At 33.1% G+C, this 25,635-nt stretch carries 30 protein-coding genes; 9 read left to right on the forward strand and 21 right to left on the reverse strand.

Annotated elements, in window-relative coordinates; translation table 11 throughout:
• Position 1 precedes the first annotated feature (1 nt).
• From ACP15M_RS09215 to ACP15M_RS09255, 9 genes are all read right to left on the reverse strand, one after another.
• Positions 2 to 325 (reverse strand): hypothetical protein, encoded by a 324-nt coding sequence (locus ACP15M_RS09215; RefSeq protein WP_425076919.1) that lies wholly within the window; start codon positions 323 to 325, stop codon positions 2 to 4.
• Positions 326 to 334: 9 nt separating this feature from the next.
• A complete protein-coding gene (locus ACP15M_RS09220; RefSeq protein WP_425076920.1) occupies positions 335 to 1,738 on the reverse strand; it encodes a M20/M25/M40 family metallo-hydrolase in 1,404 nt (467 codons plus the stop codon).
• A 72-nt stretch (positions 1,739 to 1,810) separates the two neighbouring features.
• On the reverse strand, positions 1,811 to 2,689 hold the full coding sequence (locus ACP15M_RS09225; protein ID WP_425076921.1) for a PPK2 family polyphosphate kinase: 879 nt from the start codon (positions 2,687 to 2,689) through the stop codon (positions 1,811 to 1,813).
• A 6-nt stretch (positions 2,690 to 2,695) separates the two neighbouring features.
• Complete coding sequence (locus ACP15M_RS09230) at positions 2,696 to 3,859, reverse strand: sigma-54-dependent transcriptional regulator (protein WP_425076922.1); 1,164 nt, start codon at positions 3,857 to 3,859, stop codon at positions 2,696 to 2,698.
• Between the two features lie 25 nt (positions 3,860 to 3,884).
• Positions 3,885 to 4,760, reverse strand: a complete 876-nt coding sequence (locus tag ACP15M_RS09235) for a mechanosensitive ion channel family protein (RefSeq protein ID WP_425077189.1) — start codon at positions 4,758 to 4,760, stop codon at positions 3,885 to 3,887.
• Between the two features lie 5 nt (positions 4,761 to 4,765).
• Complete coding sequence (locus tag ACP15M_RS09240) at positions 4,766 to 6,079, reverse strand: ABC transporter permease (protein WP_425076923.1); 1,314 nt, start codon at positions 6,077 to 6,079, stop codon at positions 4,766 to 4,768.
• Position 6,080: 1 nt separating this feature from the next.
• Positions 6,081 to 7,007, reverse strand: a complete 927-nt coding sequence (locus ACP15M_RS09245) for an ABC transporter ATP-binding protein (protein ID WP_425076924.1) — start codon at positions 7,005 to 7,007, stop codon at positions 6,081 to 6,083.
• Positions 7,008 to 7,284: 277 nt separating this feature from the next.
• The gene (gene dnaJ / locus ACP15M_RS09250) at positions 7,285 to 8,412 is read right to left on the reverse strand and encodes a molecular chaperone DnaJ (protein ID WP_425076925.1); all 1,128 of its coding nucleotides are present in this window, start codon (positions 8,410 to 8,412) and stop codon (positions 7,285 to 7,287) included.
• 48 nt (positions 8,413 to 8,460) lie between these two features.
• On the reverse strand, positions 8,461 to 8,997 hold the full coding sequence (locus ACP15M_RS09255) for a nucleotide exchange factor GrpE (RefSeq protein ID WP_425076926.1): 537 nt from the start codon (positions 8,995 to 8,997) through the stop codon (positions 8,461 to 8,463).
• A gap of 154 nt (positions 8,998 to 9,151) precedes the next feature.
• On the opposite strand from ACP15M_RS09255, the gene ACP15M_RS09260 reads away from it, so the two are divergent.
• Positions 9,152 to 9,823, forward strand: coding sequence for a YceI family protein (locus tag ACP15M_RS09260; protein ID WP_425076927.1), 672 nt, complete (start codon positions 9,152 to 9,154; stop codon positions 9,821 to 9,823).
• A gap of 52 nt (positions 9,824 to 9,875) precedes the next feature.
• Here ACP15M_RS09260 and ACP15M_RS09265 read toward each other — a convergent pair whose 3' ends face one another.
• The 4 genes from ACP15M_RS09265 to ACP15M_RS09280 are packed head-to-tail and all read right to left on the reverse strand — an operon-like array spanning position 9,876 to position 12,491.
• Positions 9,876 to 10,784: a TIGR01777 family oxidoreductase gene (locus ACP15M_RS09265; RefSeq protein ID WP_425076928.1), complete on the reverse strand. Its 909-nt coding sequence runs from the start codon at positions 10,782 to 10,784 to the stop codon at positions 9,876 to 9,878.
• A gap of 53 nt (positions 10,785 to 10,837) precedes the next feature.
• Positions 10,838 to 11,506: a tRNA (5-methylaminomethyl-2-thiouridine)(34)-methyltransferase MnmD gene (mnmD, locus tag ACP15M_RS09270; protein ID WP_425076929.1), complete on the reverse strand. Its 669-nt coding sequence runs from the start codon at positions 11,504 to 11,506 to the stop codon at positions 10,838 to 10,840.
• A gap of 2 nt (positions 11,507 to 11,508) precedes the next feature.
• Positions 11,509 to 11,967, reverse strand: coding sequence for a hypothetical protein (locus ACP15M_RS09275; RefSeq protein ID WP_425076930.1), 459 nt, complete (start codon positions 11,965 to 11,967; stop codon positions 11,509 to 11,511).
• Complete coding sequence (locus tag ACP15M_RS09280) at positions 11,967 to 12,491, reverse strand: DUF4920 domain-containing protein (RefSeq protein WP_425076931.1); 525 nt, start codon at positions 12,489 to 12,491, stop codon at positions 11,967 to 11,969. The genes ACP15M_RS09275 and ACP15M_RS09280 overlap by 1 nt, the downstream gene beginning before the upstream one ends.
• 119 nt (positions 12,492 to 12,610) lie before the next feature.
• Here ACP15M_RS09280 and ACP15M_RS09285 point away from each other — a divergent pair, with 119 nt between their 5' ends.
• A complete protein-coding gene (locus ACP15M_RS09285) occupies positions 12,611 to 13,684 on the forward strand; it encodes a branched-chain amino acid aminotransferase (RefSeq protein ID WP_425076932.1) in 1,074 nt (357 codons plus the stop codon).
• A 29-nt stretch (positions 13,685 to 13,713) separates the two neighbouring features.
• Here the strand turns inward: ACP15M_RS09285 and ACP15M_RS09290 are convergent, their stop codons facing one another.
• Positions 13,714 to 14,100 carry a hypothetical protein gene (locus ACP15M_RS09290; protein WP_425076933.1) on the reverse strand — a complete coding sequence of 129 codons (387 nt, stop codon included), beginning with the start codon at positions 14,098 to 14,100 and terminating at the stop codon, positions 13,714 to 13,716.
• Between the two features lie 413 nt (positions 14,101 to 14,513).
• On the opposite strand from ACP15M_RS09290, the gene ACP15M_RS09295 reads away from it, so the two are divergent.
• From ACP15M_RS09295 to ACP15M_RS09310, 4 genes are all read left to right on the forward strand, one after another.
• Positions 14,514 to 15,533: an SRPBCC family protein gene (locus tag ACP15M_RS09295; protein WP_425076934.1), complete on the forward strand. Its 1,020-nt coding sequence runs from the start codon at positions 14,514 to 14,516 to the stop codon at positions 15,531 to 15,533.
• Positions 15,533 to 15,901, forward strand: a complete 369-nt coding sequence (gene crcB, locus ACP15M_RS09300; RefSeq protein WP_425076935.1) for a fluoride efflux transporter CrcB — start codon at positions 15,533 to 15,535, stop codon at positions 15,899 to 15,901. The genes ACP15M_RS09295 and crcB overlap by 1 nt, the downstream gene beginning before the upstream one ends.
• 90 nt (positions 15,902 to 15,991) lie before the next feature.
• Positions 15,992 to 17,092, forward strand: coding sequence for a hypothetical protein (locus ACP15M_RS09305; RefSeq protein ID WP_425076936.1), 1,101 nt, complete (start codon positions 15,992 to 15,994; stop codon positions 17,090 to 17,092).
• Positions 17,093 to 17,112: 20 nt separating this feature from the next.
• Positions 17,113 to 18,570, forward strand: coding sequence for a T9SS type A sorting domain-containing protein (locus tag ACP15M_RS09310; RefSeq protein ID WP_425076937.1), 1,458 nt, complete (start codon positions 17,113 to 17,115; stop codon positions 18,568 to 18,570).
• Positions 18,571 to 18,601: 31 nt separating this feature from the next.
• On the opposite strand, the gene ACP15M_RS09315 is transcribed toward ACP15M_RS09310, so the two are convergent.
• Positions 18,602 to 19,201 carry a DUF1684 domain-containing protein gene (locus ACP15M_RS09315; protein WP_425076938.1) on the reverse strand — a complete coding sequence of 200 codons (600 nt, stop codon included), beginning with the start codon at positions 19,199 to 19,201 and terminating at the stop codon, positions 18,602 to 18,604.
• 227 nt (positions 19,202 to 19,428) lie between these two features.
• On the opposite strand from ACP15M_RS09315, the gene ACP15M_RS09320 reads away from it, so the two are divergent.
• Both ACP15M_RS09320 and ACP15M_RS09325 read left to right on the forward strand, forming a co-directional pair.
• Positions 19,429 to 20,640 carry an MDR family MFS transporter gene (locus tag ACP15M_RS09320; protein WP_425076939.1) on the forward strand — a complete coding sequence of 404 codons (1,212 nt, stop codon included), beginning with the start codon at positions 19,429 to 19,431 and terminating at the stop codon, positions 20,638 to 20,640.
• Between the two features lie 50 nt (positions 20,641 to 20,690).
• On the forward strand, positions 20,691 to 21,473 hold the full coding sequence (locus tag ACP15M_RS09325; RefSeq protein ID WP_425076940.1) for a DJ-1/PfpI family protein: 783 nt from the start codon (positions 20,691 to 20,693) through the stop codon (positions 21,471 to 21,473).
• Here ACP15M_RS09325 and ACP15M_RS09330 read toward each other — a convergent pair whose 3' ends face one another.
• Positions 21,474 to 21,917, reverse strand: a complete 444-nt coding sequence (locus tag ACP15M_RS09330) for an Lrp/AsnC family transcriptional regulator (RefSeq protein ID WP_425076941.1) — start codon at positions 21,915 to 21,917, stop codon at positions 21,474 to 21,476.
• A gap of 116 nt (positions 21,918 to 22,033) precedes the next feature.
• Here ACP15M_RS09330 and ACP15M_RS09335 point away from each other — a divergent pair, with 116 nt between their 5' ends.
• Positions 22,034 to 22,429 (forward strand): hypothetical protein, encoded by a 396-nt coding sequence (locus ACP15M_RS09335; protein ID WP_425076942.1) that lies wholly within the window; start codon positions 22,034 to 22,036, stop codon positions 22,427 to 22,429.
• Between the two features lie 3 nt (positions 22,430 to 22,432).
• Here the strand turns inward: ACP15M_RS09335 and ACP15M_RS09340 are convergent, their stop codons facing one another.
• From ACP15M_RS09340 to ACP15M_RS09360, 5 genes are all read right to left on the reverse strand, one after another.
• Positions 22,433 to 22,975: a sigma-70 family RNA polymerase sigma factor gene (locus ACP15M_RS09340; RefSeq protein WP_425076943.1), complete on the reverse strand. Its 543-nt coding sequence runs from the start codon at positions 22,973 to 22,975 to the stop codon at positions 22,433 to 22,435.
• A gap of 305 nt (positions 22,976 to 23,280) precedes the next feature.
• Positions 23,281 to 23,811 (reverse strand): NADPH-dependent FMN reductase, encoded by a 531-nt coding sequence (locus ACP15M_RS09345; RefSeq protein ID WP_425076944.1) that lies wholly within the window; start codon positions 23,809 to 23,811, stop codon positions 23,281 to 23,283.
• A gap of 2 nt (positions 23,812 to 23,813) precedes the next feature.
• Positions 23,814 to 24,269 (reverse strand): DoxX family protein, encoded by a 456-nt coding sequence (locus ACP15M_RS09350; RefSeq protein WP_425076945.1) that lies wholly within the window; start codon positions 24,267 to 24,269, stop codon positions 23,814 to 23,816.
• A gap of 21 nt (positions 24,270 to 24,290) precedes the next feature.
• Positions 24,291 to 24,935, reverse strand: coding sequence for a hypothetical protein (locus ACP15M_RS09355; protein WP_425076946.1), 645 nt, complete (start codon positions 24,933 to 24,935; stop codon positions 24,291 to 24,293).
• Positions 24,936 to 24,988: 53 nt separating this feature from the next.
• Complete coding sequence (locus tag ACP15M_RS09360) at positions 24,989 to 25,609, reverse strand: Crp/Fnr family transcriptional regulator (protein ID WP_425076947.1); 621 nt, start codon at positions 25,607 to 25,609, stop codon at positions 24,989 to 24,991.
• Positions 25,610 to 25,635 lie beyond the last annotated feature (26 nt).

Here is a 25,635-nt window from a genome sequence, read left to right on the forward strand (position 1 = left end):
TTTATTTGGGTTCTAAAGTCATGACATAGTCATAACTTTCATTTAAATATTCTGCCAATTTATCTAAGTCTGAAAGCATTGCATCTGGAATTAACACATAACCTTTCATAGTTGCTCCATACGATTTGAATAATGATGAATTGAATTCCTTTATATATTTTTCTTGAACTTCTTTTGAAAATCTAAAACCAAGTTCACCATCTTTATTTAACAACGAAAACATATAGCCATTAGCTGATGTGTAAGGCATGGTTTTACCTTTACGTTCAAAACGCGAACATTTATCTACTATTTTATCATAAAGTTCTAGTCGTTCTTTATACATAACACTATGCTAATCTTTTAGTTGAACTTCGGCATTTATGGTATCAGTTCCGTATTTATCAATGAGATAAATTAAGGCTGTCATTGACGCAGCTCCTAATTCTAATTCGCGCTTATTCACATGCTCAAAGGTGTCGTTTGCAGCATGATGATGGTCGAAATAGCGTTGCGAATCTGGACGAAGACCTGCTAAAACAATATTGTCATTTTTTAACGGACTAATATCTGCTCCACTGTAACCTTCTTCAAAGTAGTGAATTAAATACGGTTTAAATAATGGTCGCCAACTTTGAATTTTAGTTAACATAGCTTCACTCGACTGAAAACTAAATCCTCTAGGTGTAAATCCACCAGAATCACTTTCTAATGCAAAAATGTGATTTTCGCCTTTGCTTTTAGCAACTTCAGCATACTTCTTTCCGCCTCGTAACCCATTTTCTTCATTCATAAATAACACAACTCTAATAGTTCGTTTAGGACGAATACCACTTTCTTTTAGTAATCGTAGCACATCCATTGACTGCACGACTCCTGCTCCATCATCATGAGAACCATCGCCTAAATCCCAAGAATCTAAATGACCACCAACTACAATTATTTCGTTTGGAAACTCACTACCTGTAATTTCACCAATCACATTATACGATTGTACATCTGCTAGTTTCTTGCAGTGCTGACTAAAATAAAACTTAATATTCTCATCAAGCGCTAGCATTCCGCTTAATAACTCAGCATCGTTTGTGCTAATAGCTGCTGAAGGAATTCGCATCGAATTAGGCAAATCACCATAACTCATACTTCCAGTATGAGGATAATCGTCTAATCTCAAATTTAAAGAACGAACAATCACACCAACAGCTCCATATTTGGCAGCTTCTTGAGCACCTCTATAACGCTCTGAAGAACAACCTCCATACGCTTCAAACGTATTGATTAAATTAGCTTGCATTGGTCTGTTGATGAACACAATCTTTCCTTTAATTTTAGCTTCGCCAAGAGCTTCTAAATCTTTATACGTTGCGACTTCTATAATATTTGCCTTAACACCTCCTTCAGGAGTCGCTATTGAACCTCCTAAAGCACAAATATTAACGTTTGTAGTCTTTCCTGGTGAAGTCTCTATATAAGCAAATTCTGGTGCTCCTCTCACCCAACGTGGTACCATTACTGGCTGTAACCATACCTTATCTAAGCCTAGTGTTTCAAACTCTTCTTTAGTATATTGAACTGCTTTTTCTGCATTTAGAGATCCAGATAGTCGTCCACCAATTTGATTAGACAAGTGATCTAACCATTGATAGCTCATGCCATTAGTTAAAGAATTATCATAGATTTTTTTAAGGTTTTCAGCATCAGTTTGTGCTGATATTTGAACAGTAACTACTATTAAAAGTAATAGAAATATTCGCTTCATGTGGAGAATTTTATAATCGAAGCTAAATATACTATTTAAAACAATGGCGATTTATAATTAAATCATAAAAAACTATTCACTTTCGAGTGTTTTAATATAAGTATCTAAATTAGCTAAAATATCATCATCGAGCTCAGGTTCTTCGATATCTTTATATTGAATAAGTGTATCATATAAAATTCTAGCCACAATATATCTTGCTGTTGGCTTATCGTCTGCTGGAATTGTAAACCAAGGCGCGTGTGGTTTAGAAGTTCGGTTTATGGCATCTTCGTAACAAGCTTGATAGTTGTCCCAAAGTTTACGTTCTTTTAAATCACCTGGAGAAAACTTCCAGTTCTTACTTGGTTTTTCTAAGCGACGTAATAATCTGTTTTTTTGCTCATCTTTAGATAAATGAAGAAAGAATTTAAAAATAATGGTTCCGTTTTCAGCTATATGCTTTTCAAAATTATTGATTTGCTCAAAACGCTTATCCCAAAAGGCTTCATTAACATCATCAACACTATTTACATCAGGTAGGTTTTCGCCTAAAATATAACTAGGATGCACACGAGTAACCAATACGTTTTCGTAATGTGTTCTGTTAAATACGCTAAATTTTCCTCGTGCTGGCAAAGCAATATAATGCCTCCATAAGTAGTCGTGATCACGTTCTAATTCAGTTGGAACTTTAAAACTATGTACTACAATTCCTCTGGTATTAAAATCCTTAAAAACTTCTCTAATCATACTATCTTTACCAGCAGTATCCATACCTTGAATACACACTAAAACAGCATATTTTCCATGTGCATATATGGTATTTTGAAAGTCACCTAATTTTTCACGAACGTCTTCTAACTCGTCTTCTATCTCTTTTTTATCAGCTTTTAAATCGAATGCAGTTGCTATATTTTTTAGCTGAATTGCTTCAGTAACCTTAAAATCTTCAATCTTAATATCTTTCATAAGCTTTTATTTTGAAGCAAACAGTTTGACATCTTTTTCACTAACCTCATTTCCACCTAAAATGATAAGACGTTCGACTACATTTCGAAGTTCACGAATGTTACCTGTCCAATCATAATCTTGAAGTAACTTTATGGCTTTATCTGAAAATTCCTTTTTTGCAGTACCTTGTTCTTCTGCAATTTTAGATGTAAAATGGTTAATTAACAACGGAATATCTTCGCGTCTATCATTTAAAGCTGGTACTTTAATTAGGATCACAGCCAACCTGTGATACAAATCCTCTCTAAACTTACCATCAGCAATTTCTTTTTTTAAGTCTTTGTTTGTCGCTGCAACAACACGAACATCGACCTTTATGTCTTTATCATTACCTACGCGCTGAATTTTATTTTCTTGTAATGCTCTTAACACTTTAGCTTGAGCAGATAGACTCATGTCTCCAATTTCATCTAAAAAAATAGTTCCTCCATTAGCCGCTTCAAATTTACCTGCTCTATCTTTTACAGCACTTGTAAATGCACCTTTTACATGACCAAACAATTCACTTTCGATAAGTTCTGCTGGAATAGCTGCACAATTCACTTCAATTAAAGGTCCTTTTGAACGTGCACTTTTTTGATGTAGCCAATGTGCTACAAGCTCTTTTCCTGTTCCGTTTGGTCCAATAATTAAAACTCTAGCATCTGTTGCTGACACTTTTTCAATCATGTCTTTGATATGCGTAATCGCATCGCTATCACCAATCATTTCATACTTCTTGCTGACTTTCTTTTTAAGCATTTTATTTTCAACAACAAGCGTTTTGGTATCTAATGCAATACGAACTGTATTGAGTAACCTATTTAAATCTGGTGGCTTCGATATGTAATCAAAAGCACCTAAACGCATGGTATTTACAGCTGTATCTAAATCGCCATGACCAGAGATCATCACCATAGGCGTTTCTGGTTTAATTTTTTTAACTGCTTCTAAAACTTCAACACCATCCATTTTAGGCATTTTAATATCGCAAAGTACGAGGTCGTAATCTTCTTTCTTTATTTTTTCAATGCCAACAAGACCATCTTCGGCTTCTTCAACTTTATAATTATCGCTCTCTTCAGACAATATTTTCACTAATACTCTACGAATGGCTGCTTCATCTTCAATGACTAAAATCTTTGACATATCTATATTTTATAATTAACAGGTATTAAGGTTGTTCCTTAATATGTACATCTCTTTGAGGAAATGGAATTGTTACGTTGTGTTCTCTAAATAGTTTATCGATTTCAAAACGAATATCACTTTTTGGAAATACAGCTTTAAAACTATCGTTTATTGTAAACACTAATTTAAAATCTAAAGCACTTTCACCAAAATTTGTAAAAAGAACAGTAGGTTCTGGATGGCTTAGCACTTCTGGATGAGAACTTGCCGCTTGCAGCAACAGTTTCTTAACCAACTGAACATCGCTACCATAAGCAACTCCAACTGAAACACTTTCTCTTGTTGTTGTTCCGTTTTGTGTCCAATTATACAGACTATTCTCTAGATATAAATGATTGGGAATAACCAATACTTTATTATCGATAGTTACTGCTCTTGTTGTTCTTAACTTAATCTCTTCAACACGACCAACTTTGCCATCAAGCTCTATAATATCTCCAACATGAACCGACTGATCTATTAGAATAAACACTCCTGAAATAATATCTTGAAATAAGGTTTGTAATGCTAAACCTATTCCAATCAACAAAGCTGCTGAAGCAGCAAAAACAGCTGTAACATTTACACCAACTGAATGTAATGTAATCAATAAAATAACAAGATAAATAAGCCATCTAAAGTAACCGTAAGCAGCATTAAATCTTACCTTATCTTCAGGAGGTAATTTTTTTGTAAAAGCTTTAAGTACTAATTTTAAAACAATGGTAGTAATAAAAATTACTGTAATTACAATTAAAACATCTAAAATAGATATACTAATGTTTTCAGATAAATCAAGGTGCATATTAAGAAAACCCTTAACCTTTTCCCAAGCAGTACTTTCTATTATCTTATCTTCTATTTTAGGTCTATTTTGAATCACAATCAATACTTAATCCATTTAAACAATTCTTTATAACTAGGTTTTTTCCCATACATCAAAATACCAACACGGTAAATTTTTGCAGCAAACCAAACTGTAAACACAAAAGTTCCCACTAAAATTACAAAGGATATTACTTGTTGCCAAATTGGAACTCCAAAAGGAATACGCATAAGCATCACTACAGGAGACGTAAATGGAATAAATGAAAACACAGTAGACACGGTTCCGTGAGGATCTTCAATAACCGTAAAAATACCAACATACACTGCCAAAATTAAAGGCATTAAAATTGGCATCATAAACTGTTGTGTATCTGTTTCATTATCTACAGCAGCACCAACAGCAGCATATAAAGAACTATACAGTAAATAACCTCCTATAAAAAAGAACATAAACGCTACAATCAAGTTTGCTATTGGTAAATTAAAAAACGATTGCATGGCTAGTTGCACTTCGTTGGCTACTTCAGGGTTTTGCATGGCTTGATTCATTAATTCTTGCTGTGGTGTTTGTAATTCTGCCATACTTATTCCAAAAATTGATGTAAATACAAGCATTAAAATACTTCCTAAAATTACCCAAATTGCAAATTGAGTAATACCAGCTAATGAAGTCCCTATAATTTTCCCCATCATAAGCTGAATAGGTTTTACCGAAGAAATAATGACTTCAATAATTCGGCTGGTTTTCTCTTCAATAACGCTTCGCATAATCATATTACCATAAATAATGATAAACATAAACAACAAGTAACCAGCTGCTCCACCAAAGGCTAGTTTTAAATAACTATCAATTTTAGAAGTTTTCTCGCCTGAAAATGTTTCTTGCGTAATATCAATATTCGTCTTAGCTGCTTGTATTTTTTCAATATCAACACCATCCTTTTCTAATCTAGCATCAGATAATTTCTTTTCAATCTTACGCTCTAAACTTGACATTATAGACAAGGAAGGTGATTCGTCTGAATAAAATTTTACTTGAGGTAAAACATTAGCAATATCTATACTATTCTCTATATATAACAACCCGAATTCTTCTTTTGCTTTCACTATTGCTTTAGCAGATTCTAAACTCTCATTGGTTAAAATTGTATATTTTGTATGCTCAGTATCGACAAATATGTCGCTTAAAACTCCTGTCTCGTCCAAAACAGAAATACTTCTATCTTTTTCATTATTAAGCTGAGACAAATATGCTACGAGTGCAATTAAGGCAACCATTATTAGCGGACTCACAAAGGTCATAATGATAAACGATTTATTTCTCACCTTGGTAAGGTATTCTCGCTTTATGATAAGTGGTAAATGGTTCATCTTAATTATTTTGTATTGTTTGAATAAAAATATCGTTTGCACTTGGAATCACTTCAACAAAATGATGCACCTCTGCTTTTGAAGTTAAAAATGACAATAAATCGTTAGACGAATCATTAGCGTTTAACTTTACATTCATCTTAACATCATCGTTTAAATTTTTGAATGTGGCTGGAAAGACTTCAAATTTTTCTTTTATAGCATTTGAAACACTTTCAATATTAGCTGTTTGAAGTCCGACCTCAAAGGTATTGGTTTTAAACTCTCGTTTTATATCTGTTAACTTACCATCAAGCACTTTATTCGATTTGTGTATTAAAGCAATATGATCGCAAAGCTCTTCAACAGATTCCATTCGATGTGTTGAAAAAATCACAGTTGCGCCTTCATCTCTAAGCTGAAGAATTTCATCTTTAATTAAATTAGCATTAATAGGATCAAAACCAGAAAAAGGTTCATCAAAGATCAACAATTTTGGTTGATGTAAAACCGTTACAATAAATTGAATTTTTTGGGCTTGACCTTTACTAAGTTCTTGAATTTTTTTGTTCCACCAATCACCAATTTCTAATTTTTCAAACCAATATTTTAGTCGCTTTCTAGCTTCTTGCTTGGTCAGACCTTTAAGTTGAGCTAAGTATAAGGCTTGTTCACCAACTTTCATAGACTTATACAAGCCACGTTCTTCAGGTAAATATCCAATATTTTGTATGTGCTCAGGTTTTAAAGCTTCACCATCTAAAAGTACACGACCAGTATCTGGCATTGTAATTTGATTAATGATACGTATTAGTGTTGTTTTACCTGCTCCATTAGGACCTAATAAACCAAAGATACTTCCTTTGGGAACTGAAACAGACACTGAGTTAAGTGCTTTAAACTCTCCAAAACTTTTAGACACTGAATCAGCAACTAAGAGGTTATTCATAAATTAAAATTGAAAGGTTATATTTTGAAACGTGTAAAGATAAAAATGTTACTGATGATTTGAATGCTTACACCTACTATTTTTTAGATTCAACATTAAAGTCAGACATATTAAAAAGATATACCAATCGTCTAACAAACTCATTAACTGTGCTTAAAAAACAAAACCCACCCTTAATAAATTAAGGATGGGAAAAAATTGCTATGAAAAAGAAAAATTACCACTAAAATAAATTAGTGATATTCAAATATAGTGTTTTTTATTAAAACACCCTTTTTTATGAAAACATATCTTTAACTTTTTCAAAAAAAGATTTATCACTACTTTCTGGTTTAGGATTGAAGTGCTCATCATCTTTCATGCGTTCAAAAAATTCTTTTTGTTGCTTATTTAAAGTTTTAGGTGTCCATACATTAACATGAACCAATAAGTCTCCTGTTCCGTAGCCATTAATACTAGGAATACCTTTTCCGCGTAAGCGCAAAATTTTACCAGACTGAACACCAGCTTCAACTTTAATTCTAACTTTACCAGTAACCGTATCAATTTCTTTTGAGGTTCCTAAAACAGCATCAGGTAAACTAACATAGAGATCATAATGCAAATTATCACCTTCTCGTTTAAGTGTGTCGTGTTCTTTTTCTTCAATAACGACTAATAAATCTCCAGAAATACCATTACCAGGAGCTTCATTACCTTTACCAGTTACTTTTAATTGCATCCCGTCTACAACTCCAGCAGGAATTTTAACAGACACAGTTTCTTCTTGAACTTTAAGTCCTTGAGCATCTGCATCACTAGGCTTTTTATCAATACTTTGTCCTGCTCCACCACAGGTAGGACAAGCCGCAGAGGTTTGCATTCTTCCTAGAATCGTATTTGTAACTCTAGTAACTTGACCAGTTCCATTACAGGTACTACATGTTTTGTATGTAGTTCCAGGCGCTTGTATTTTTCGTTTTACTTTAATTTTCTTTTCAACACCATTAGCAATTTCATCTAGGGTAAGTGCTACACGTATACGAAGATTGCTGCCTTTAACACGTCTTTGACCTCCACCAAAGCCACCTCCAAAACCAGAGAAACCTCCTCCACCTCCAAAAGCACCTCCGAAAATATCACCAAACTGACTGAATATGTCATCCATATTCATGCCACCTCCACCAAAGCCTCCTGCACCATCAAATGCTTGGTGACCAAACTGGTCGTATCTCGCTTTTTTATCGGCATTACTCAATACTTCGTAAGCTTCGGCAGCTTCTTTAAACTTTGCTTCAGCGTCTTTATCGTCTGGGTTTTTATCTGGATGGTATTTAATTGCCATCTTACGATAGGCTTTCTTTATCTCAGATTCTGAGGCATTTTTATTGATACCTAATATGTCGTAATAATCTCTTTTTGCCATGTTAGTTTAACTGTTCTTCAGAAGAAAAACAGAGTTTTAAATTAATGTTTATTGTCCTATGACTACTTTCGGAAAACGAATCACTTTATCTCCAAGTTTATATCCTTTTTCAACCACATCAACAATTTTACCTTTTAAATCTTCGGAAGGTGCAGGAATTTGAGTAATGGCTTCATGCATGTCTGCATCAAAAACATCACCAGAATTTACTTCTAGTTTTTGTAACCCTTTTTGGTTAAGTGTGGTTAATAATTTATTATAAATTAAAAGCACTCCTTTGCGAAGTTCTTCGGCTTCTTTATCGTCTTCAATATGAGTTAATGCGCGTTCAAAATCATCTAACACAGGAAGCATTGCCAACATGACATCTTCACTTGCTGTTTTAAATAGTTCTACACGTTCTTTTGAAGTTCTCTTCTTATAATTTTCAAATTCAGCAAATAAACGTAAGAACTTTTCTTTTTCTTTACCAAGTTCTTCTTGTAATTGCTCTTCAACAGAAAGTTCTTCTACTTGTGTTTCATTATTAGAAGTGTCTTTAACTTCTGTATCTTTAATAGCTTCGTTTTTATCTTTTTTACCCATTATTGGTTATTTTTTGTAAATCTTAGATTTAAGATTGGCAAAAGTACTGCCATTATTATTAAAATGTCAAAATGTCATCAAAAAAAATTAATGTTTGAGGTCTATTCAGAAATGATTAATTTTGGAAAATTAACACTAAAACTTATTTTAAAAGATGAAAAACATATTACCTATTGCATTATCACTAGTATTTACTCTTTCAATTGTTGGATGTAAAGACAAAGCTGAAGAAGCTAACACAAGTGATGCTGAAGCAGCAGCGATTAGCAAAAGTACTTCTGAAAAGTACACAGTAAACGTTGCAGAGTCTACCATTGAATGGAAAGGTTTTAAACCAACAGGTACTCATAATGGAACTATAAGTCTCGATAATGGTGTATTTAAAACCGATGATGGTAAGTTACAAAGTGGTACCTTTTTAATTGACATGACTAGTATTATTGTAACCGATTTAGAGGCTGGCGATGGAAAAGAAGATCTTGAAGCACATTTAAAAGGAACTGTTGAAGAAAAAGAAGACCATTTCTTTGATGTTACTAAGTTTCCTACTGCTGCATTTGAAATAACAGGCACAGAATCGTTAGCTGCAGGAAAAACGAAATTATCTGGTAACCTATCTATTAAAGGTCAAAAGCACAATATCTCATTTCCAGTGACGATTACTAACAATGGTGACCAAATAACTATTGAAAGTGAGCCTTTTACAATTGATAGAACAAAATGGAATGTTAATTACGGTTCTAAATCAATTTTTGATAATTTAGGAGATCGTTTTATTAATGATGACATTGAGCTAAAAATTAATATCAAAGCAAAAAAGGCTTAGGAATTGATTTTGTATAAAAAAGGACTAAAGTCACTCGCTTAGAGTGGCTTTTTTAGTTTAACATAGCTCTAATAGCTGGTTCTAAATGATGATATTTAAACTCAAAACCTGTATTTTCAACTTTTTGAGAACTCACACGCTGACTCTCAAATAATAAAATATGCATCTCACCTAAAACTAATTTCATTATAAATTTAGGAATGTTTGGTAACATAAGAGGCTTATTTAATACTCTAGCAACGGTTTTAGTCAATTCTAAATTACTTACAGGGTTTGGAGCTACTCCATTGTAAATTCCCTCTAAGTTATTTTTTATAATGTGTACAAAAAGCTGAGCTAAATCTTCAATATGTATCCAAGATTGCCAATGTTGTCCATTACCAAAAGCTGCTCCTGCTCCAAATCGTATTGGCTTAACTAATTCTGGTAAAGCTCCTCCTTTTTCAGAAAGCACTAAACCTATTCTTATTTTTGATACTTTAATTCCTAAAGGCGAAAATTGATCAACTGCACTTTCCCATTGTTCTACAACCTGACCTAAAAACGATTGAGAAGTGTTTTGAAAATCTTCTTCATAATAATTGGTTTGAGAACTAGGATAGATTCCTATAGCACTAGCAGACACAATATGCTTTATAGAAAAGTTATTAGCCTGAATCGTTTCAAATAAAAACTTAGCAGTTTCGGTTCTACTTCTAATGATTTCTTGTTTGTAATCTGAAGTCCATCGCTTTGAAATCGTAGCACCAACTAAATTTATAATAGTATCAACTCCTTCAAAGCAAGAAAGATCAATGGTTTGGTTTTTATAATTCCAGTAAAACCCTTTATAATTCTCTTTGTTTAATAGCTTTTCTTTTGAAGTGGTTAAGTAATGAACTGTCCAATTATTATCATGACAAAGCTTCACAATTTCTTGTCCGATTAATCCTGTAGCTCCTGTTATCAACACTGTTTTCATCGCATATTAAAAGTAATAAAACTCTTATTAATCAACTAATATTTAGGAATGGTTTAACGTTTAATTGCTCTTAGCATATGTCGTTTTCCAGGAGGTCCATCGAGACGTTCTATAGAAAAACCAACAGCCTTTAACGCGCGTTTTACGCTTCCTTTTGCCGAATAGGTTACCAAAACACCATGTTGCTTTAAAGCTTTATACATCTTTTCAAAAATTACTTCGGTCCATAACTCAGGCTGTACTCTAGCTCCAAAAGCATCAAAATAGATGATGTCGTAGCAATTTATATCATCTATATCTGTAAAGAATTTTTGCTGTTTTGTTAATCTGAAATGCTCTGTGATTGCATGTGAAGTTTCCCAATCACAATTATGAATATTTTTAAAAGAATCATCTGTAATGTTTAATGCTTCAGTATAATTAAGAAGCTGTAATTCTTGAGAAGATACAGGATAAGCTTCAACTCCAAAATAATTAACCTCTAAGTTAAGTTTTTCAGAAGCTTGTAACGTAAGAATGGTATTTAATCCTGTACCAAAGCCAATTTCTAAAACAGAAATAGAGTTTTTTGGAAATTCGCTAACATAAAAAAGCAAACCTTGTTGTATGTACACATAGTTTGCTTCTTGTATGGCACCATGAACAGAATGGTATTGTTCGTTCCATTCTTCAATTTGAATGGTTTTAGAACCGTCTGCTGTGGTTATTATGTTACGCTTCAAGCTTATGGTTTAATCAGTAATTTTTTAATCTTCGGAATTGGACCTGTACATTCGGTTTGATGGCAGGTTATACACAAGTTAATGGCATTATTGTATCGTTGAGCAAGTGACTCGTTAGAGTCATTAGTAAATACCAACTTTTGTGCTTCAATGAATTGTCCCGAATAATGATCGAAGGTTTTATTTCTTGATTTTGATTCTGAAAATTCAGCAGAATGAATTTTTAAAAATTCTTCAGGAAATTCAGATGTAACATTTCCATCAATAACCTCTTGCTTTAGCTGCACATTAAAAGCATGCATGCCTCTCATAAGGTTAGCCATTTCTGAACCTCGATACACATCGTAGCGTTCTGCACCATCAACAATCGTTACCTCTGTTTCTTTTTTCGTTTTTTCTTCAGAAGAATTACAACTAAAAAACAAACTTAATAAGCAGAAAAAAGCAATGTGTTTTATCATTATTCTTCTTTTAACAACACACCATCAGCAACAAATGAAAATGTTTTTTTAGGCTCAGTAATCTTAGCAATCTCTTCGGCAGATTTCCCAGCATCTTCAGCATAGTGACGTTGCTCATCAACAGGTACTTCATTAACAAAAGCTTTACCATTTATAACAACTTCTCTACCTGCAATATCTTTAGGCATAAAAAAACCGTAATCTTTAAACTTCACCATGGCTTGCTCACCATTTTCGAGATTAACTTTCATCCAACAACCTTTAGCTTGACAAACCTCATCAACTTTAGCAATCACTTTAGTATCAATAGAATCACCAACACTCATCCCTTCAAAACGTGTTGCCATATGTTCTGCCGAAAGTGCATCATCAGCATTAATTTTCTTTCCAAAAGAACTGTAAGACAACTCTTGTTTAGTTGATACTTCTTGAGCAATATCATTATTTTCTTTAACCTCTTTATTCTCATTTTTACAAGAAAAAACAAAGACTGTAAGCATTAACATTAAAAAAATACGTGTCATAATTTAGTGTAATTTTTAGATAAATTTTTAAGCTACTAAGATACGTATTTTTTAGCTAATTTTTATGCTTTTTTTAAAGCTGAAATGATTAATTTTGCATAATCAAATTTTCAAATAAAATGAGTAAAGTTTCAACTTACGACATCGATATAGTAAAAAGGGAATCTTCTAAAATTCACGATGTAGATTTTGACAATATCCCTTTTGGACGAGTGTTTACAGATCATATGTTTTATTGCGATTTTATTGATGGCAAATGGCAGCAACCCAAAATAGAACCTTATGGTCCTATGCAAATTGATCCATCTGCTCGTGTATTTCATTATGGTCAAGCTGTATTTGAAGGTATGAAGGCTTACAAAGATGATAATGATGATGTTTTTTTATTTAGACCAGATGAAAACTTTGCACGTATTAACAAATCGGCAAAACGATTAGCCATTCCCGAATTTCCTGAAGCATACTTTTTTGAAGGTCTTACTGCACTATTAAATCTAGATCGAGCATGGATTCAATCTGGAAAAGGCAACTCATTATACATTAGACCTTTTGTGATTGCTACAGACTCTGCCATTGCAGCTGCGCCTTCACAAAATTATAGGTTTATGATTATTTGCTCTCCTGTTAAGGCGTATTACAAAGGTACTGTAAAGGTTTCTATTGCTAGTAAGTATAGCCGTTCTGCTAATGGAGGTGTTGGATTTGCAAAGGCTGCAGGTAATTACGCAGCTCAATTTTACCCAACAGGTTTGGTTCAAGAAAAAGGATACCAACAAGTGATTTGGACTGATGCTGATACACATACCTTTTTAGAAGAAGCAGGAACGATGAATGTATTTTTTAGAATTGATGACACCTTAATTACTGCTCCAACTAGTGATCGTATTTTAGATGGTGTTACACGTAAAAGCTTAATACAATTGGCCGAAGACAACAACATTACATGTGAAGTTAGACCAATTAAAGTTGATGAAATTATTGAAGCATCAAAAAATGGACGCTTAAAAGAAATATTTGGTGCAGGAACAGCAGCAGTAATAAGTCCAGTTTCTGCTTTTGAATATCATGGTGTAGAATATGAACTTCCTGAAATTAATGAACAATCTTATTCAACAACCTTAAAACAAAATATGCTTTCCATTCAGCATAATCTAGCTGAAGATAAACATGGTTGGAGATATGAAATAAAGTAAAAAAAAGGAAGCCAAATGGCTTCCTTTTTTTAGGATTCTAAAATCGCTTTTATATGTGGTTTAAAATAGTTTGGACCTTTTAAAACTTTACCATCTTCTCTATAAATAGGCTCACCATCTTCACCTAGTTTACTCATATTACTGCGTTGAATTTCATCAAAAACTTCTTCAATTTTGTATTGTAAGCCATGTTCTATAATCGTTCCACATAAAATATAAAGCATATCACCTAAAGCATCTGCAACTTCTACTAAATCATTTTCATTTGCTGCTTCAAGATATTCTTCATTTTCTTCGCGCATTAATTTATAACGCAACATATTCTTTTCAATACCCAAATCTGCTTTAGGTGTTTCTCTATGTCCAATTTTAAAAGCAGTGTGAAACGCTTTTACTGCATCTATTTTATTTTTCATTTTTAGTAGTTTATTGAGTTCGTGGAACTTATTAAAAATTCACAAATATTAACGTGATTTTATCAGAATTTTGCAATAGTATTAGTTATTTTTGCATAAAAATAGCTATATGTTTACTAATGGTCAATTGATTTTTGGAATTTTATTTGCGATAGCATTTATTATCTTCATTTACTTTGCCTACCGAAAAGATTTTAAACTTCATCAAAAGTATTACAGAGGTAGTGTTTGGATATTAATTGCCTTTGTATCGTTTATTGCTTTTATAGCAACTATCAAGTTTATATTTGTGTAACCATTCAATTTATAATCTTTTTTAACTTCTTTTTCCTTAATTAGGGTTTCATATCTTCTAAAATTAAGATCATCTAAAATTGATTATCTTTGATTATACAATCAAAAATCTTCAAAAGATGAAAGCACTCAAATACATTTCATTTTTAATCCTAATCCTAATCATAGGCTTTGCCATTTATATTGCTGTACAACCCAATGCATTTAAAGTAGAACGAAGCCGAACAATAAATGCACCTGCTGCTGTGGTATACGATAATATCATAGATTTTAAAAACTGGGAAGCTTGGTCGTCTTGGGTTGAAGAGAAACCTGAAACAATGATCTCACTTTCCGACCAAACCAAAGGCATTGGTGGTTCTTATTCTTGGGAAGATGAAGATGGTGTTGGCACAATGAAAACTGTTGATACAAAACCTAATTCTTCAATATCACAAAAAATGCAATTTGCAGATTTTCCTGAAAACGATATCAATTGGTTTCTAAAATCTAATGAAGATGGTACGACAGATGTCACATGGACTATTGAAGGCAAAGACATGCCTTTTGGGTTTAAAGCATATACTACTGCAATGGGAGGCATGGAAAAATTGATTGGTCCACATTACGAGCGTGGCCTTGAATTGTTAGATAGTGTTTTAGTTGCAGATATGAAACGCTATTCTATTTCTGTAGAAGGTGTAACACAGCATAGTGGTGGTTTTTATCTCTATAATACTACCTCATGTAAAATGGATAACTTCAAAGAAAAAATGCAAGAGATGTTTCCAAAAATTGGTGGTTATGCCATTGCTAATAATATCAAGATGGCTGGAAGTCCTTTTGTGATTTACCACAAATGGGATGAAGCCAATAATGCAGTCATGTTTTCATGTGCTGTTCCTACCTCATCAAAATTTGAAACCACAGATCCAGAAGTACTTACTGGTCAGTTAGAATCGTTTAAAGCTGTTAAAACTGTTTTAAATGGCAATTATGAGCATCTAAAAGAAGCTTGGGATAAAACCATGTCATACATCCAAACTAATAATTTGGAATTTACTCAAGATGGACCAATGCTAGAATCGTACCTCACAGATCCAATGGAAACTCCAAATCCAGCCAATTGGGTTACAGAAATCTTTATTGCTGTAAAATAATGGTCAAACAATTAGTACTTGTATTTATTGGTGGTGGCTTTGGAAGTGTATTAAGGTTTGCTATTGGCAAATTTCTTAATACTACTGAAAACGGAATCCCTTACGGAACCTTTGCTGCTAATATCATCGGCAGCTTATTAATTGGAATCATTTTAGGCATGGCTGCCAAAAACGACACCATATCATCCAACCAAACTTTATTATTAGCCACAGGTTTTTGTGGTGGTTTTACGACATTTTCGACCTTTGCCTACGAAAATCATGTGTTTTTAAAATCGGGAGATTTTACCTCGTTTGCTATATATACCATTGCTAGTTTTGTTATAGGTTTTCTATCGGTTTTTGCTGGAATTTACCTAGCTAAATAATAAACTTTTTAAATATACGACATTTGACGTATGTACTCACGTTGAATTAATTAGGACTTTTGATTCATTAATCATTAAAGCCTAATTATCATGAAAAAATTATTTACTTTATTAACTATTTTTGTGCTGAGCTATGCACAAGCACAAAACATTTTAATTGTCGACAACGATCCTGTAATCGACACCTCTCCATCTCATATGTTTGATAACATTACTGATGCTATTGCTGCAGCAAATAATGGTGACATCATTTATGTACAGCCATCTATAACAGGGTATGGCGCTATAACAATCGACAAAGAAATCACGTTATTTGGTTCTGGTCACTCTCCTATTTTAAATGATGGCAGAAGAACCGAATTAACTAGCGTAAGAATTGATGCCGATAACATTAAAATTAGCGGCTTCTATATAAGTACTTTCATCTCATACGCTTCTAATTCATCGACCTCTAATAATATCATAATCGAAGACAATTACGTCAACCAAACTATTTTTGTAGGTGCTACTAATGCTACTCTCGCAACAACAAATAACAATTGGATTATTAGAGGAAATGTTATTAATTACGGTATTTCTTTACATGCAGATCCAACAAAATCTGTTAATACAGTAATTACGAACAATCACATTACACTTTTAAACGGAAGCACCTCAGCTGCCTACGCATTACGCTACTTTAACGATACTACTGTATTTAACAATAATGTTGTTAGAATTAATTTTACTTGGGGTAACGTTAACATTTTCCCTAATATGACAGGAGATGTAACGGTTTTCAACAACATTTTCATTTCTAATGGTGTAAATACATTGTTTGCGCCTACCGCTGGGAGAACACTAACTATCAATAATTCTATTAGCTACATGTCTACAGGAGGCACCATAAGTCTTACGATGTCTGGTGTTGGAAACTTTGATAGCCAGAATCCTTTTTTCGAAGGTGTTGCCTCAACGTTATTCGACATTGCTCCTGAAGATGATTTCACCCTATCTCCTAGCTCTCCAGGTCTAAATGCTGGTGCTGATGGTAACGATATTGGTATTCATAATGGAGATTACGATTTTGATATGCGTGGTTACCCAACCGAATTACCTTACCTTACAAACTTCACAATCAGTAACAATCTAATTAATGCTGGTGAAAACATAAATGTAAACGTTCAAGCTAATGCCAATAAGTCTAACTAATAATCACAAATACAATGATTATGAAGCGACTTATTTACATAACATTTATACTTGCATCATACTTAATGTCTGCTCAAAGTGATATTTCTGAATTAGAATATTACTTTAATACTGATCCTGGTGTTGGCAATGGTACAAGTATAGCTATAGACCCAAATGTTGAATTACTTGATCAAAACTTCAACATTCCTACAGCTGGACTACCTTCGGGCAATCACAAACTGTTTGTTCGTGCGGTTAAAGATGACGGATCTGTTGGTTATTATTATTCGCAAAGTTTCAGTATTAGAAATGCAAATGCCACATTTAACTCTGCAAACATTGATGGGTTTGAATATTATTTTAACACAGATCCTGGAATTGGCAATGGCACACAACTCTCTGTTACTGAGGCTGAAGATGTAAACCAATCGTTTAATATTTCTACGACCTCACTTGGTGCTGGAAATCACAAATTATTTATTCGCACAATAAACAGTGATGGCACTTATAGTACTTATGATAATGTTACGTTTAGTATTATGCATGCGCCTGCTGTTTTTAATACGAGTAACATAACTGCTGCCGAATACTACCTTAACACAGATCCTGGTGTTGGAAACGCTGTAAACATCGCTATTTCTAATGGAGAACTTTTGAATGAAAACTTAGCATTTATTACAAATACACTTACACAAGGAAGTTATCGTGCTTTTTTGAGAGTTAAAAATGCTGATGATGTTTGGTCAATGTATGATCGTGTGTCTTTTTCTGTAGTTCCTTTAGCTGATATAAACACCGCAGACATCAATAGCATAGAATACTTTTTTGATAATGACCCTGGAGTTGGCATGGGAAGTCAAATTAACTTAACCGACACAGAAATCGTCAATCAAAATCTAGCAATTCCAACGACTGGTTTGACCACAGGTAGTCATAGATTATTTGTTCGCGTGGGTAACACCAATGGCACCTACAGCTTGTATACTCATACAGTTATAGCTGTCAAGACACCAGCATTTTTTAATAATGCTTCTATTGTAGCAGCAGAATACTTTATTGATACCGATCCTGGACTTGGAAACGGAACTCAAATTGCTGCTTCTGGTGATGGCATAGATGAAAATCTAATTATCTCTACTTCTGGAAGTATGGCTCAAGGTGATCATTATGTTTATATTAGAGTTCAAAATACTGATGGTTCATGGTCTCTTTATGAAAGAGCACACTTTGAAGTGAGCAGTACTTTAGGTCTGGAAACTGAAACGTTAAATGAAATAAGCATGTTTCCTAATCCAACACATGATAACATACATTTAAAACTACCTGAAAGTGTCATTCTTGAAACCGTTCAGTTAATAGATTTAAATGGCAAAGTAGTTTTCTATACCCAAGAGCAGTTACATAAAATAGATTTATCTAAGCTCTCAAATGGTGTCTATTTATTACAATTGAAAACTAATGTTGGTGAAATCTCTAAACGCATCATAAAACAATAATACTGTAAAAGCGTCAGGTAACATGGCGCTTTTACTTTTTAAAAGCTTTTACACCAGCTTCAATTCGTAATGCTAAATAGTTTGCTCTAGGTACAATCGGACAAGAATATTTTTCATTGTAGGCACAATACGGATTATAAGCTTTGTTAAAATCGATTTCAATCGTATCGCCTTCAGGAATTCTTAAATCAATATAGCGTCCACCTCCATAACTTTCGTCACCATTAGTATCATCTAAAAACGGAAGAAACAAATAGTCTTCAAATCCTTCTTGCTTCATAGTGTCCTTGCCTTGATAGACATTTAATGTAAACGTTTGACCTTTCAGTTCAAAGGTTAAAACTCCGTAAATACGTTCTGGAGATACACGACTTGTGGTAGTCTTCATATCAAACCATTCTGTATTTGGAGTAGCTTTTAAATGAGCAGTAACAACATAAGTTGAATCAAACTTAAAAAAGTCTAAACCCGTAAAGTGCTTTCTGTCTTTATCCTTTAATGGTGACTTTGACGCATCTTTAAATTCGGCATTCACTTTTCGTTGATAATCAGTATCTCCTAAAATGGGTTGTTTTTCATCATTACAGCTCAATAACAATACTAATATCAATAAGCTTATAACATATTTCATAGCTAAAATTTGAATCTCAAAAATACAACTTAAATAATTTTTTTATAGATTTGATGCTTAATAAAAACAGATCATGAAAAACTGCGTCGTAACATATTCACAAAAACAGACTTCTTTTTTAAAGAGTCGGACTTGCCATATGCTATGATAATATAAATATATTACTAATCAATCATAAAAAGTCCGACATTATTGTCGGACTTTTTACTTTTATACATCAACCAAAAATGAAAACACTATTTAAAAACTATATCAATACGTTTAAAGGACTCTCTAAAGAGGTCTGGTGGCTCGCGCTTATGACTTTTATTAATCGGTCTGGAACAATGGTCATTCCTTTTTTAACCATTTATCTAAAATCTGACCTTAAATTTTCAAATTCTGAAATTAGTTGGATTATGGCTTGCTTTGGTTTAGGCTCTGTTGTTGGCACTTGGCTTGGAGGAAAACTAACAGATTCCATAGGCTATTACAAAGTTATGGTAAGGAGCTTACTATCTACAGGGATTCTTTTTATTGCATTACAATATCTTAATACTTTTGCTTCAATTTGCATTGGTATTTTTTTAGTAATGCTAGTTGCAGACACCTTTAGACCTGCCATGTTTGTAGCAATGAGCGTGTATAGCAAACCTGAAAACAAAACACGTTCTGTAACGTTAATTCGTTTAGCTATTAATCTCGGCTTTTCTGCTGGACCAGCAATTGGTGGACTCATAATTACTACAATTGGCTATTCTGGTTTATTCTGGATAGATGGTATTACGTGCATTTTAGCAACCTTGCTTCTAGTTATGGTGTTAAACCCTAAAAGAGCTAAACCTATTGACGATGTGGTTGCAGAAAATCCTGTTTCGGTATATAAAGACAAACCCTTTTGGGTGTTCTTTGCAGCAATGCTAATCTTTGGTATTATATTCCTTCAGTATTTTTCAACCGTTCCATTATTTTATAAAGAGGTTCATGCTTTAACAGAATTAGACATTGGTTTGCTATTAGGACTTAACGGTTTTATCATTTTTATTTTAGAAATGCCTCTCATAAAATATTTAGAAGACAGTCGTTATACTAAAATTGGCTTAGTTCTATTTGGATTGCTACTGACTGCTATTAGTTTTTATGTATTAAACCTTACCTCATGGGTTGGCATTTTAATTATCGGAATGCTTTTTATGACTATAGGAGAAATGATTGCGTTTCCGTTTTCTAATGCCTTTGCAATGGAACGCGCTAAAAAAGGAAAACAAGGCGAATACCTAGCCATGTATGTCATGGCATTTTCTATAACTCATATTTTTGGTCATTCTTTCGGTTTGCGCTTAGTAGATATACTTGGCTATGAAAACACTTGGTATATTATGATCGCTTTAGGAGGCATTGGTGTATTATTATTGTTATACTTAAAAACCATGCTTGTTAAGAAAAATGAATTGTCCTAAATAAAAACCTGCAAGGTTTTCAATACCTTGTAGGTTTAAATTTTTAACCTATGAAATCAGTTCTACTATTCCTTTCAATACTGTTACTCGTAAGCTGTAACTCTTCCGAAGATAAAAAAGTAAAGCAAAATAATGAGATGCTGAAACATACTTCGACTAAGCTCAGTACAGGAGTTCAGCATGACGAAAGGGAATTTCCTAAACTCGAACCCAATCGCTACAATGTAGCATTTCTTATCATGGATGGTGTTTATAATACCGAACTCACTGCGCCTTTTGATATTTTTCAACATACTATATTTAGAGATGGCATTAAAGCAATGAATGTCTTTACAGTAGCAAATACTAACAATCCTATTATGTCTTTTGAAGGCATGCGAATTATTCCAGATTTTAATTATTTGAAGGATGATTTACCCAAAATCGATATTCTAGTTGTGCCAAGTGCAGAACATCATTTGGATACCGATTTAGAAGATGAAGCCATGCTGAATTTTGTTAGAAAAACTGATGCCGAAGCGCAATTTATAACCTCACATTGCGATGGAGCCTTTGTATTAGCACAAGCTGGATTGCTTAACAACTCGGTTTCTACAACCTTTCCTAGTGATATTGACACCATGAGAGAGCGATTTCCTAAATTAGATATTAGAAAAGAGGTCTTGTTTGTTCACGACGGAAAGTATATTACTTCAGCTGGAGGTGCAAAATCATTTGAAGCAGCTTTATACCTATGCGAACATCTTTACGGAAAAGATGTTGCCAAACGTTTAGCTAATGGTTTAGTCATTGATTGGAATTTAAACAATGTACCGCATTTAATAATAGAGTAACTACTTCAAAGGTTTTACTTCATTGTGTTTAACAACATGCGATAATACAATTTGGGTCTTGGTTTCGCCATATACAATGAGTTGATCGATAAACGACTCTAAGTGCTTTTGGTTTTTTAACACCACTTCCATAACAATGTTTTCATTACCAGTAATACGATAACAATTAATCACTTCATTATAGGTTTTTACTTTTTCTAAAAAGGGTTTGAGCATACCCATAAAAGCACGAAGTGTAATTAATGCTTTAAGCTGATAACCAACTTCAAACGGACTTACCAAAGTGTTATAACTTTGTATAATACCTGCATCTTCCATCTTTTTAATACGCTCAGAAACTGCTGGAGAGCTAATACCCACTTGCCGACCAATTTCTGCATTAGATAAACGAGCATTTAGTTGCAAGCATTTTAAAATCTTCCAATTTAAGCTATCCATATTCATTTAAAGAATTTTCACAATATACATTAATAATTAAATCAAATATACATTTTTACCTTAATACCTAAAGTAAAAATTCAAAACTAGTCACTAATTTTGTTACAATTGCTATTAAAAAAATGAATTATAATATCCCATCTCACTTATCTGAACTGCCTATATATCAAAAGGCTATGGATATTCTTGTGCTATCAAGAAGTATCTCTACATACATTGGTCAAGATTTATCGTATTTAAGGTCTGATGGTTCTGAAGACACCAACATTTATTTTTCAGGTGATATTGTTCAGCAATCACAATCTTTAGCGCCCGAAATTGAAAAAGTTCAAGCCGAACATTGCGCTGTAAAAAAACACAAACATTTAGCTGCACTAGAACGATTAGTGCATCGCTTACATTTAAATTGTAATCGCTTACAGCATTGTAATAGTAATGGAAAAGACTACTTACCTATACTTCAAAATGAGTTAAAAAAATTCAAACGTTTACAACGTCATTGGATGATGACACTTTAAGATTTAATTGCAAACTTTACAATCGGCTTTTTCTTTGAGTTCTCCAACAAGAAAACCATTGTCGTTAACTTTAAAATCGCAACAATCTATAAAACCTTGAGCAATCAATTTTCGTCCACGTTGTATTTGAGATTTTACAGTAGGTAAAGGCAGTTGTAGTTGTTTTGATACCTGAGCTTGCTTCATTCCTTTAATATCACTTAAAAAGAGTGGATCTCTATATTTTTTTGGCAACCGCTTAATAATACCATGCAAGCAATCCATTTCAGTGTGTTCTAATTTTTGGTCTTCAAAAGCAAAATCTTCATCAGTCATTTCATAAACGATATCGCGTGTTCTAAAATAATCTAAAACCGTATATCTTGCAATTGAAAACAACCATGATTTGGCCTTATCATCATGCTTTAAGGTTTCTAATTTTGTATGGGCTTTTATAAAGGTGTCTTGCAGTAAATCATCGGCAACCGAAGCATCTTTAACCTTACTTAAAATAAAGTATTTGATATCATCAGCATGATGGTTCCAAAGCGCTTTTGTTGTGGTCATAATATATGAGCAAATAATGCCTCCTTTAGTATAAAGATACCAAAACAGACATTAAATCTTTTAATTTTAATACTACTTAACAGTTACAATTGTTACAGGTGCAATTTTCGCAAGTACAATTATTGCAGTTTCCATCTTTACAACCTTTACAATCGCATACGCATTCAGGGGTTTTCATAATTTATGTTTTTTTAAGTTCACATAATAGACGAGAAACCTTAAAAAAAGATGCATATTGCAAAAACTATTTGTAATTGTTCCAAGAAACAAACCTATAACTCATTGGTTTAAAATTAAATACTATTTTATAAAGCTTGTTCAAAAAGCAATACTTTTTGGTTCAATTCTTTACTCAATTCTTCATCAACAATTTTACCTTCAGAAAACTTATCATAAAATTTTGGCAGTGAATAATCTGCTACTATCGTAGCACCCAAATAAGGAAAGTAGGCTTTAGCAGACTGTAAAACGGTTGCTCCTCCTCTACTACCTGGTGACGTTGCCATTAAGAGCATTGGTTTTGTTCTCCATATGCTTATATTAGCTCGCGACAACCAATCTATAGTATTTTTAAATACTGCTGCATAAGACCCATTATGTTCCGCAAGGGCTACGATAAAACCATCTGCTTGGTCTAATAATTCGTCTAGTCGTTTAATGGCTGTAGGTATGCCATTTTCAGCTTCATAATCTACACCATAAACAGGCAATATATAATCGTTTAAATCAATTGAAATAATGTCAACTTTTTCTAACAGTCCTGAAGTATAATAGATTAAACTTTTATTGATGGAATCTTGACTGTTACTTCCTGCGATTGTGATTATTGTTTTCATGCTTATTGTGTTTTTGTAATGAATGTATCAAGTGACCATTTTCCGCTTCCGTTAACAACTATGCTTATTGCAAGACCTATTACTAAAAGTGAAAATTCGTATCCTTCACCTGCTTGGTTTCCATACCAATTCATAAAAAAACCATGGTCTATCTGTGTGGTGTAAATAATACCTACAAACATAACTGCTAGCGATAATGACCAAAACCTACTAAAGAAACCTAAAATTAATGAGATAGCGCCAAAAAACTCAATCATAATAACTAAAAAGGCTACCATACTAGGCAATCCCAATTGAGTAGTTAATACATCCATGGTTGCTGAATAACCATAACCGCCAAAAAGTCCTAATAATTTTTGTGCGCCATGCGGAAAGATCACCAGCCCAAGTGTTAATCGTGAAATACTAAATCCAATATTTGGAGACGTTGCTAAAAGTGTTTTTACTAAATTTTTCATACTATTTAAGATTTAAATTGTTTATAAGGTGTTTCGGTAATACACACCGAAAGATGTTTGTTCTATAGGGTTAGGGCCATACTGGTCAAAGTCTAAGCCTATTCCAAATTGATGATCATTAATTGACACGCCCGAACGCAATTGCTGAAAGCTTCTAGAATGCGTTTTAAACTCGTCCCAAACCGATAAAAATTGTCCATTTAACCAAAGAGACAGTTTATCGTTTATTGGTTTGTTTATTTGAAACTGAGCAAACAATTCGGTATAACTAGCTTGCTTTTGCTCAGAATGAGCAACTGTTGGCATAACAACAAATAAAATTCTAGATGTTTTTAGTGTGTACTTAACCGAAAAGCGTTCTGAATAGCCAGAAAAACTGTTGTAATATATTGATGGACCAATAGCAATATGCTTATTAATAGTCCAAAATAATGTTGGTTGTACACCAACCTCATCAAAGTCCTTATGAGCTTCTTTTCTAAACTTCTGAAAGAAAGCCAAAGTAGTAAGATTAAGCGTTTCACCTCTATTGAGAGTATAACTGGAGTATAATGTAAAATCGGTTTTATCTAAACCCGTAAACAGTTCTACTTGTGTAAATTGTGCTTGCAAATTGTTTGCAAAACCAATAGTTAGATAAGCGCTTATGAGAATTATTTTTTTCATGCTTCAAAATTCCGATAGGAATACATGAAAAAAAATGAACTAGTTTAAGATTTTTACATTCTGTTGACTTTAGATATAATTTTACTCATAAACTCTGGCGTAATACCAATATAAGCTGCTAAATCTTTTTGAGTGACTCTATGAATAATTTCTGGATACTTTGTTTTAAAAGCCATATACCTTTCCTCTGCAGTTAATGATATACCATGATTAGAACGCCTTATATAGCTTACTAGCGAGCGTTGATAGAGGATGCGATAAAACCGTTCAAATTTAGGGATTTCTTGAAATAACAAATCATAATTAGCTTTAGAGATTCCTAATAATTCTGAAGATTCTATAGCCTTAATAAAATAGCGTGTTGGCGTTTTGGTCATAAAACTAGACATATCGCCTGTCCAATAATCTTCTACAGCAAACATAGAGATATGTGGCGCACCTTCTTCATCTAAAGTATATACCTTTAAACAGCCTTTGGTTATAAAATACTCATAAGTAGTAATATCACCTGCTTGCATCAAAAAATCCTTCTTCTTAACTTTTATTTCTGTAAGTAATGAGAGGTATTTTTGTTTTTCTAACTCAGTGAGTTCAATAAACCTTCCTATATTGTTAAGTATAAGTGTATGTGATTTGCTGTAATTCAATTCATTTTTTAGTTTGAAGAATTTCAAATTAAGGAATTAATACTACATAACAA

Origin of the sequence: Psychroserpens sp. S379A (genome assembly GCF_049800755.1) — a bacterium.
In the GTDB taxonomy this organism is placed as follows: Bacteria; Bacteroidota; Bacteroidia; order Flavobacteriales; family Flavobacteriaceae; genus Psychroserpens.

What these genes read in the sequence shown, in the direction of transcription:
- ACP15M_RS09245 (WP_425076924.1), bottom strand. Translation starts at nt 7,007, where the DNA reads ATGAATAACCTCTTAGTTGCTGATTCAGTGTCTAAAAGTTTTGGAGAG.
- ACP15M_RS09350 (WP_425076945.1), bottom strand. Translation starts at nt 24,269, where the DNA reads ATGAAAAATTTAGTAAAAACACTTTTAGCAACGTCTCCAAATATTGGA.
- dnaJ (WP_425076925.1), bottom strand. Translation starts at nt 8,412, where the DNA reads ATGGCAAAAAGAGATTATTACGACATATTAGGTATCAATAAAAATGCC.
- ACP15M_RS09335 (WP_425076942.1), top strand. Translation starts at nt 22,034, where the DNA reads ATGAATTATAATATCCCATCTCACTTATCTGAACTGCCTATATATCAA.
- ACP15M_RS09355 (WP_425076946.1), bottom strand. Translation starts at nt 24,935, where the DNA reads ATGAAAAAAATAATTCTCATAAGCGCTTATCTAACTATTGGTTTTGCA.
- ACP15M_RS09285 (WP_425076932.1), top strand. Translation starts at nt 12,611, where the DNA reads ATGAGTAAAGTTTCAACTTACGACATCGATATAGTAAAAAGGGAATCT.
- ACP15M_RS09240 (WP_425076923.1), bottom strand. Translation starts at nt 6,079, where the DNA reads ATGAACCATTTACCACTTATCATAAAGCGAGAATACCTTACCAAGGTG.
- ACP15M_RS09315 (WP_425076938.1), bottom strand. Translation starts at nt 19,201, where the DNA reads ATGAAATATGTTATAAGCTTATTGATATTAGTATTGTTATTGAGCTGT.
- ACP15M_RS09230 (WP_425076922.1), bottom strand. Translation starts at nt 3,859, where the DNA reads ATGTCAAAGATTTTAGTCATTGAAGATGAAGCAGCCATTCGTAGAGTA.
- ACP15M_RS09295 (WP_425076934.1), top strand. Translation starts at nt 14,514, where the DNA reads ATGAAAGCACTCAAATACATTTCATTTTTAATCCTAATCCTAATCATA.
- ACP15M_RS09290 (WP_425076933.1), bottom strand. Translation starts at nt 14,100, where the DNA reads ATGAAAAATAAAATAGATGCAGTAAAAGCGTTTCACACTGCTTTTAAA.
- ACP15M_RS09340 (WP_425076943.1), bottom strand. Translation starts at nt 22,975, where the DNA reads ATGACCACAACAAAAGCGCTTTGGAACCATCATGCTGATGATATCAAA.
- ACP15M_RS09215 (WP_425076919.1), bottom strand. Translation starts at nt 325, where the DNA reads ATGTATAAAGAACGACTAGAACTTTATGATAAAATAGTAGATAAATGT.
- ACP15M_RS09265 (WP_425076928.1), bottom strand. Translation starts at nt 10,784, where the DNA reads ATGAAAACAGTGTTGATAACAGGAGCTACAGGATTAATCGGACAAGAA.
- ACP15M_RS09225 (WP_425076921.1), bottom strand. Translation starts at nt 2,689, where the DNA reads ATGAAAGATATTAAGATTGAAGATTTTAAGGTTACTGAAGCAATTCAG.
- ACP15M_RS09275 (WP_425076930.1), bottom strand. Translation starts at nt 11,967, where the DNA reads ATGATAAAACACATTGCTTTTTTCTGCTTATTAAGTTTGTTTTTTAGT.
- ACP15M_RS09345 (WP_425076944.1), bottom strand. Translation starts at nt 23,811, where the DNA reads ATGAAAACAATAATCACAATCGCAGGAAGTAACAGTCAAGATTCCATC.
- ACP15M_RS09220 (WP_425076920.1), bottom strand. Translation starts at nt 1,738, where the DNA reads ATGAAGCGAATATTTCTATTACTTTTAATAGTAGTTACTGTTCAAATA.
- ACP15M_RS09325 (WP_425076940.1), top strand. Translation starts at nt 20,691, where the DNA reads ATGAAATCAGTTCTACTATTCCTTTCAATACTGTTACTCGTAAGCTGT.
- ACP15M_RS09305 (WP_425076936.1), top strand. Translation starts at nt 15,992, where the DNA reads ATGAAAAAATTATTTACTTTATTAACTATTTTTGTGCTGAGCTATGCA.
- crcB (WP_425076935.1), top strand. Translation starts at nt 15,533, where the DNA reads ATGGTCAAACAATTAGTACTTGTATTTATTGGTGGTGGCTTTGGAAGT.
- ACP15M_RS09310 (WP_425076937.1), top strand. Translation starts at nt 17,113, where the DNA reads ATGAAGCGACTTATTTACATAACATTTATACTTGCATCATACTTAATG.
- ACP15M_RS09280 (WP_425076931.1), bottom strand. Translation starts at nt 12,491, where the DNA reads ATGACACGTATTTTTTTAATGTTAATGCTTACAGTCTTTGTTTTTTCT.
- ACP15M_RS09255 (WP_425076926.1), bottom strand. Translation starts at nt 8,997, where the DNA reads ATGGGTAAAAAAGATAAAAACGAAGCTATTAAAGATACAGAAGTTAAA.
- ACP15M_RS09330 (WP_425076941.1), bottom strand. Translation starts at nt 21,917, where the DNA reads ATGAATATGGATAGCTTAAATTGGAAGATTTTAAAATGCTTGCAACTA.
- ACP15M_RS09320 (WP_425076939.1), top strand. Translation starts at nt 19,429, where the DNA reads ATGAAAACACTATTTAAAAACTATATCAATACGTTTAAAGGACTCTCT.
- ACP15M_RS09260 (WP_425076927.1), top strand. Translation starts at nt 9,152, where the DNA reads ATGAAAAACATATTACCTATTGCATTATCACTAGTATTTACTCTTTCA.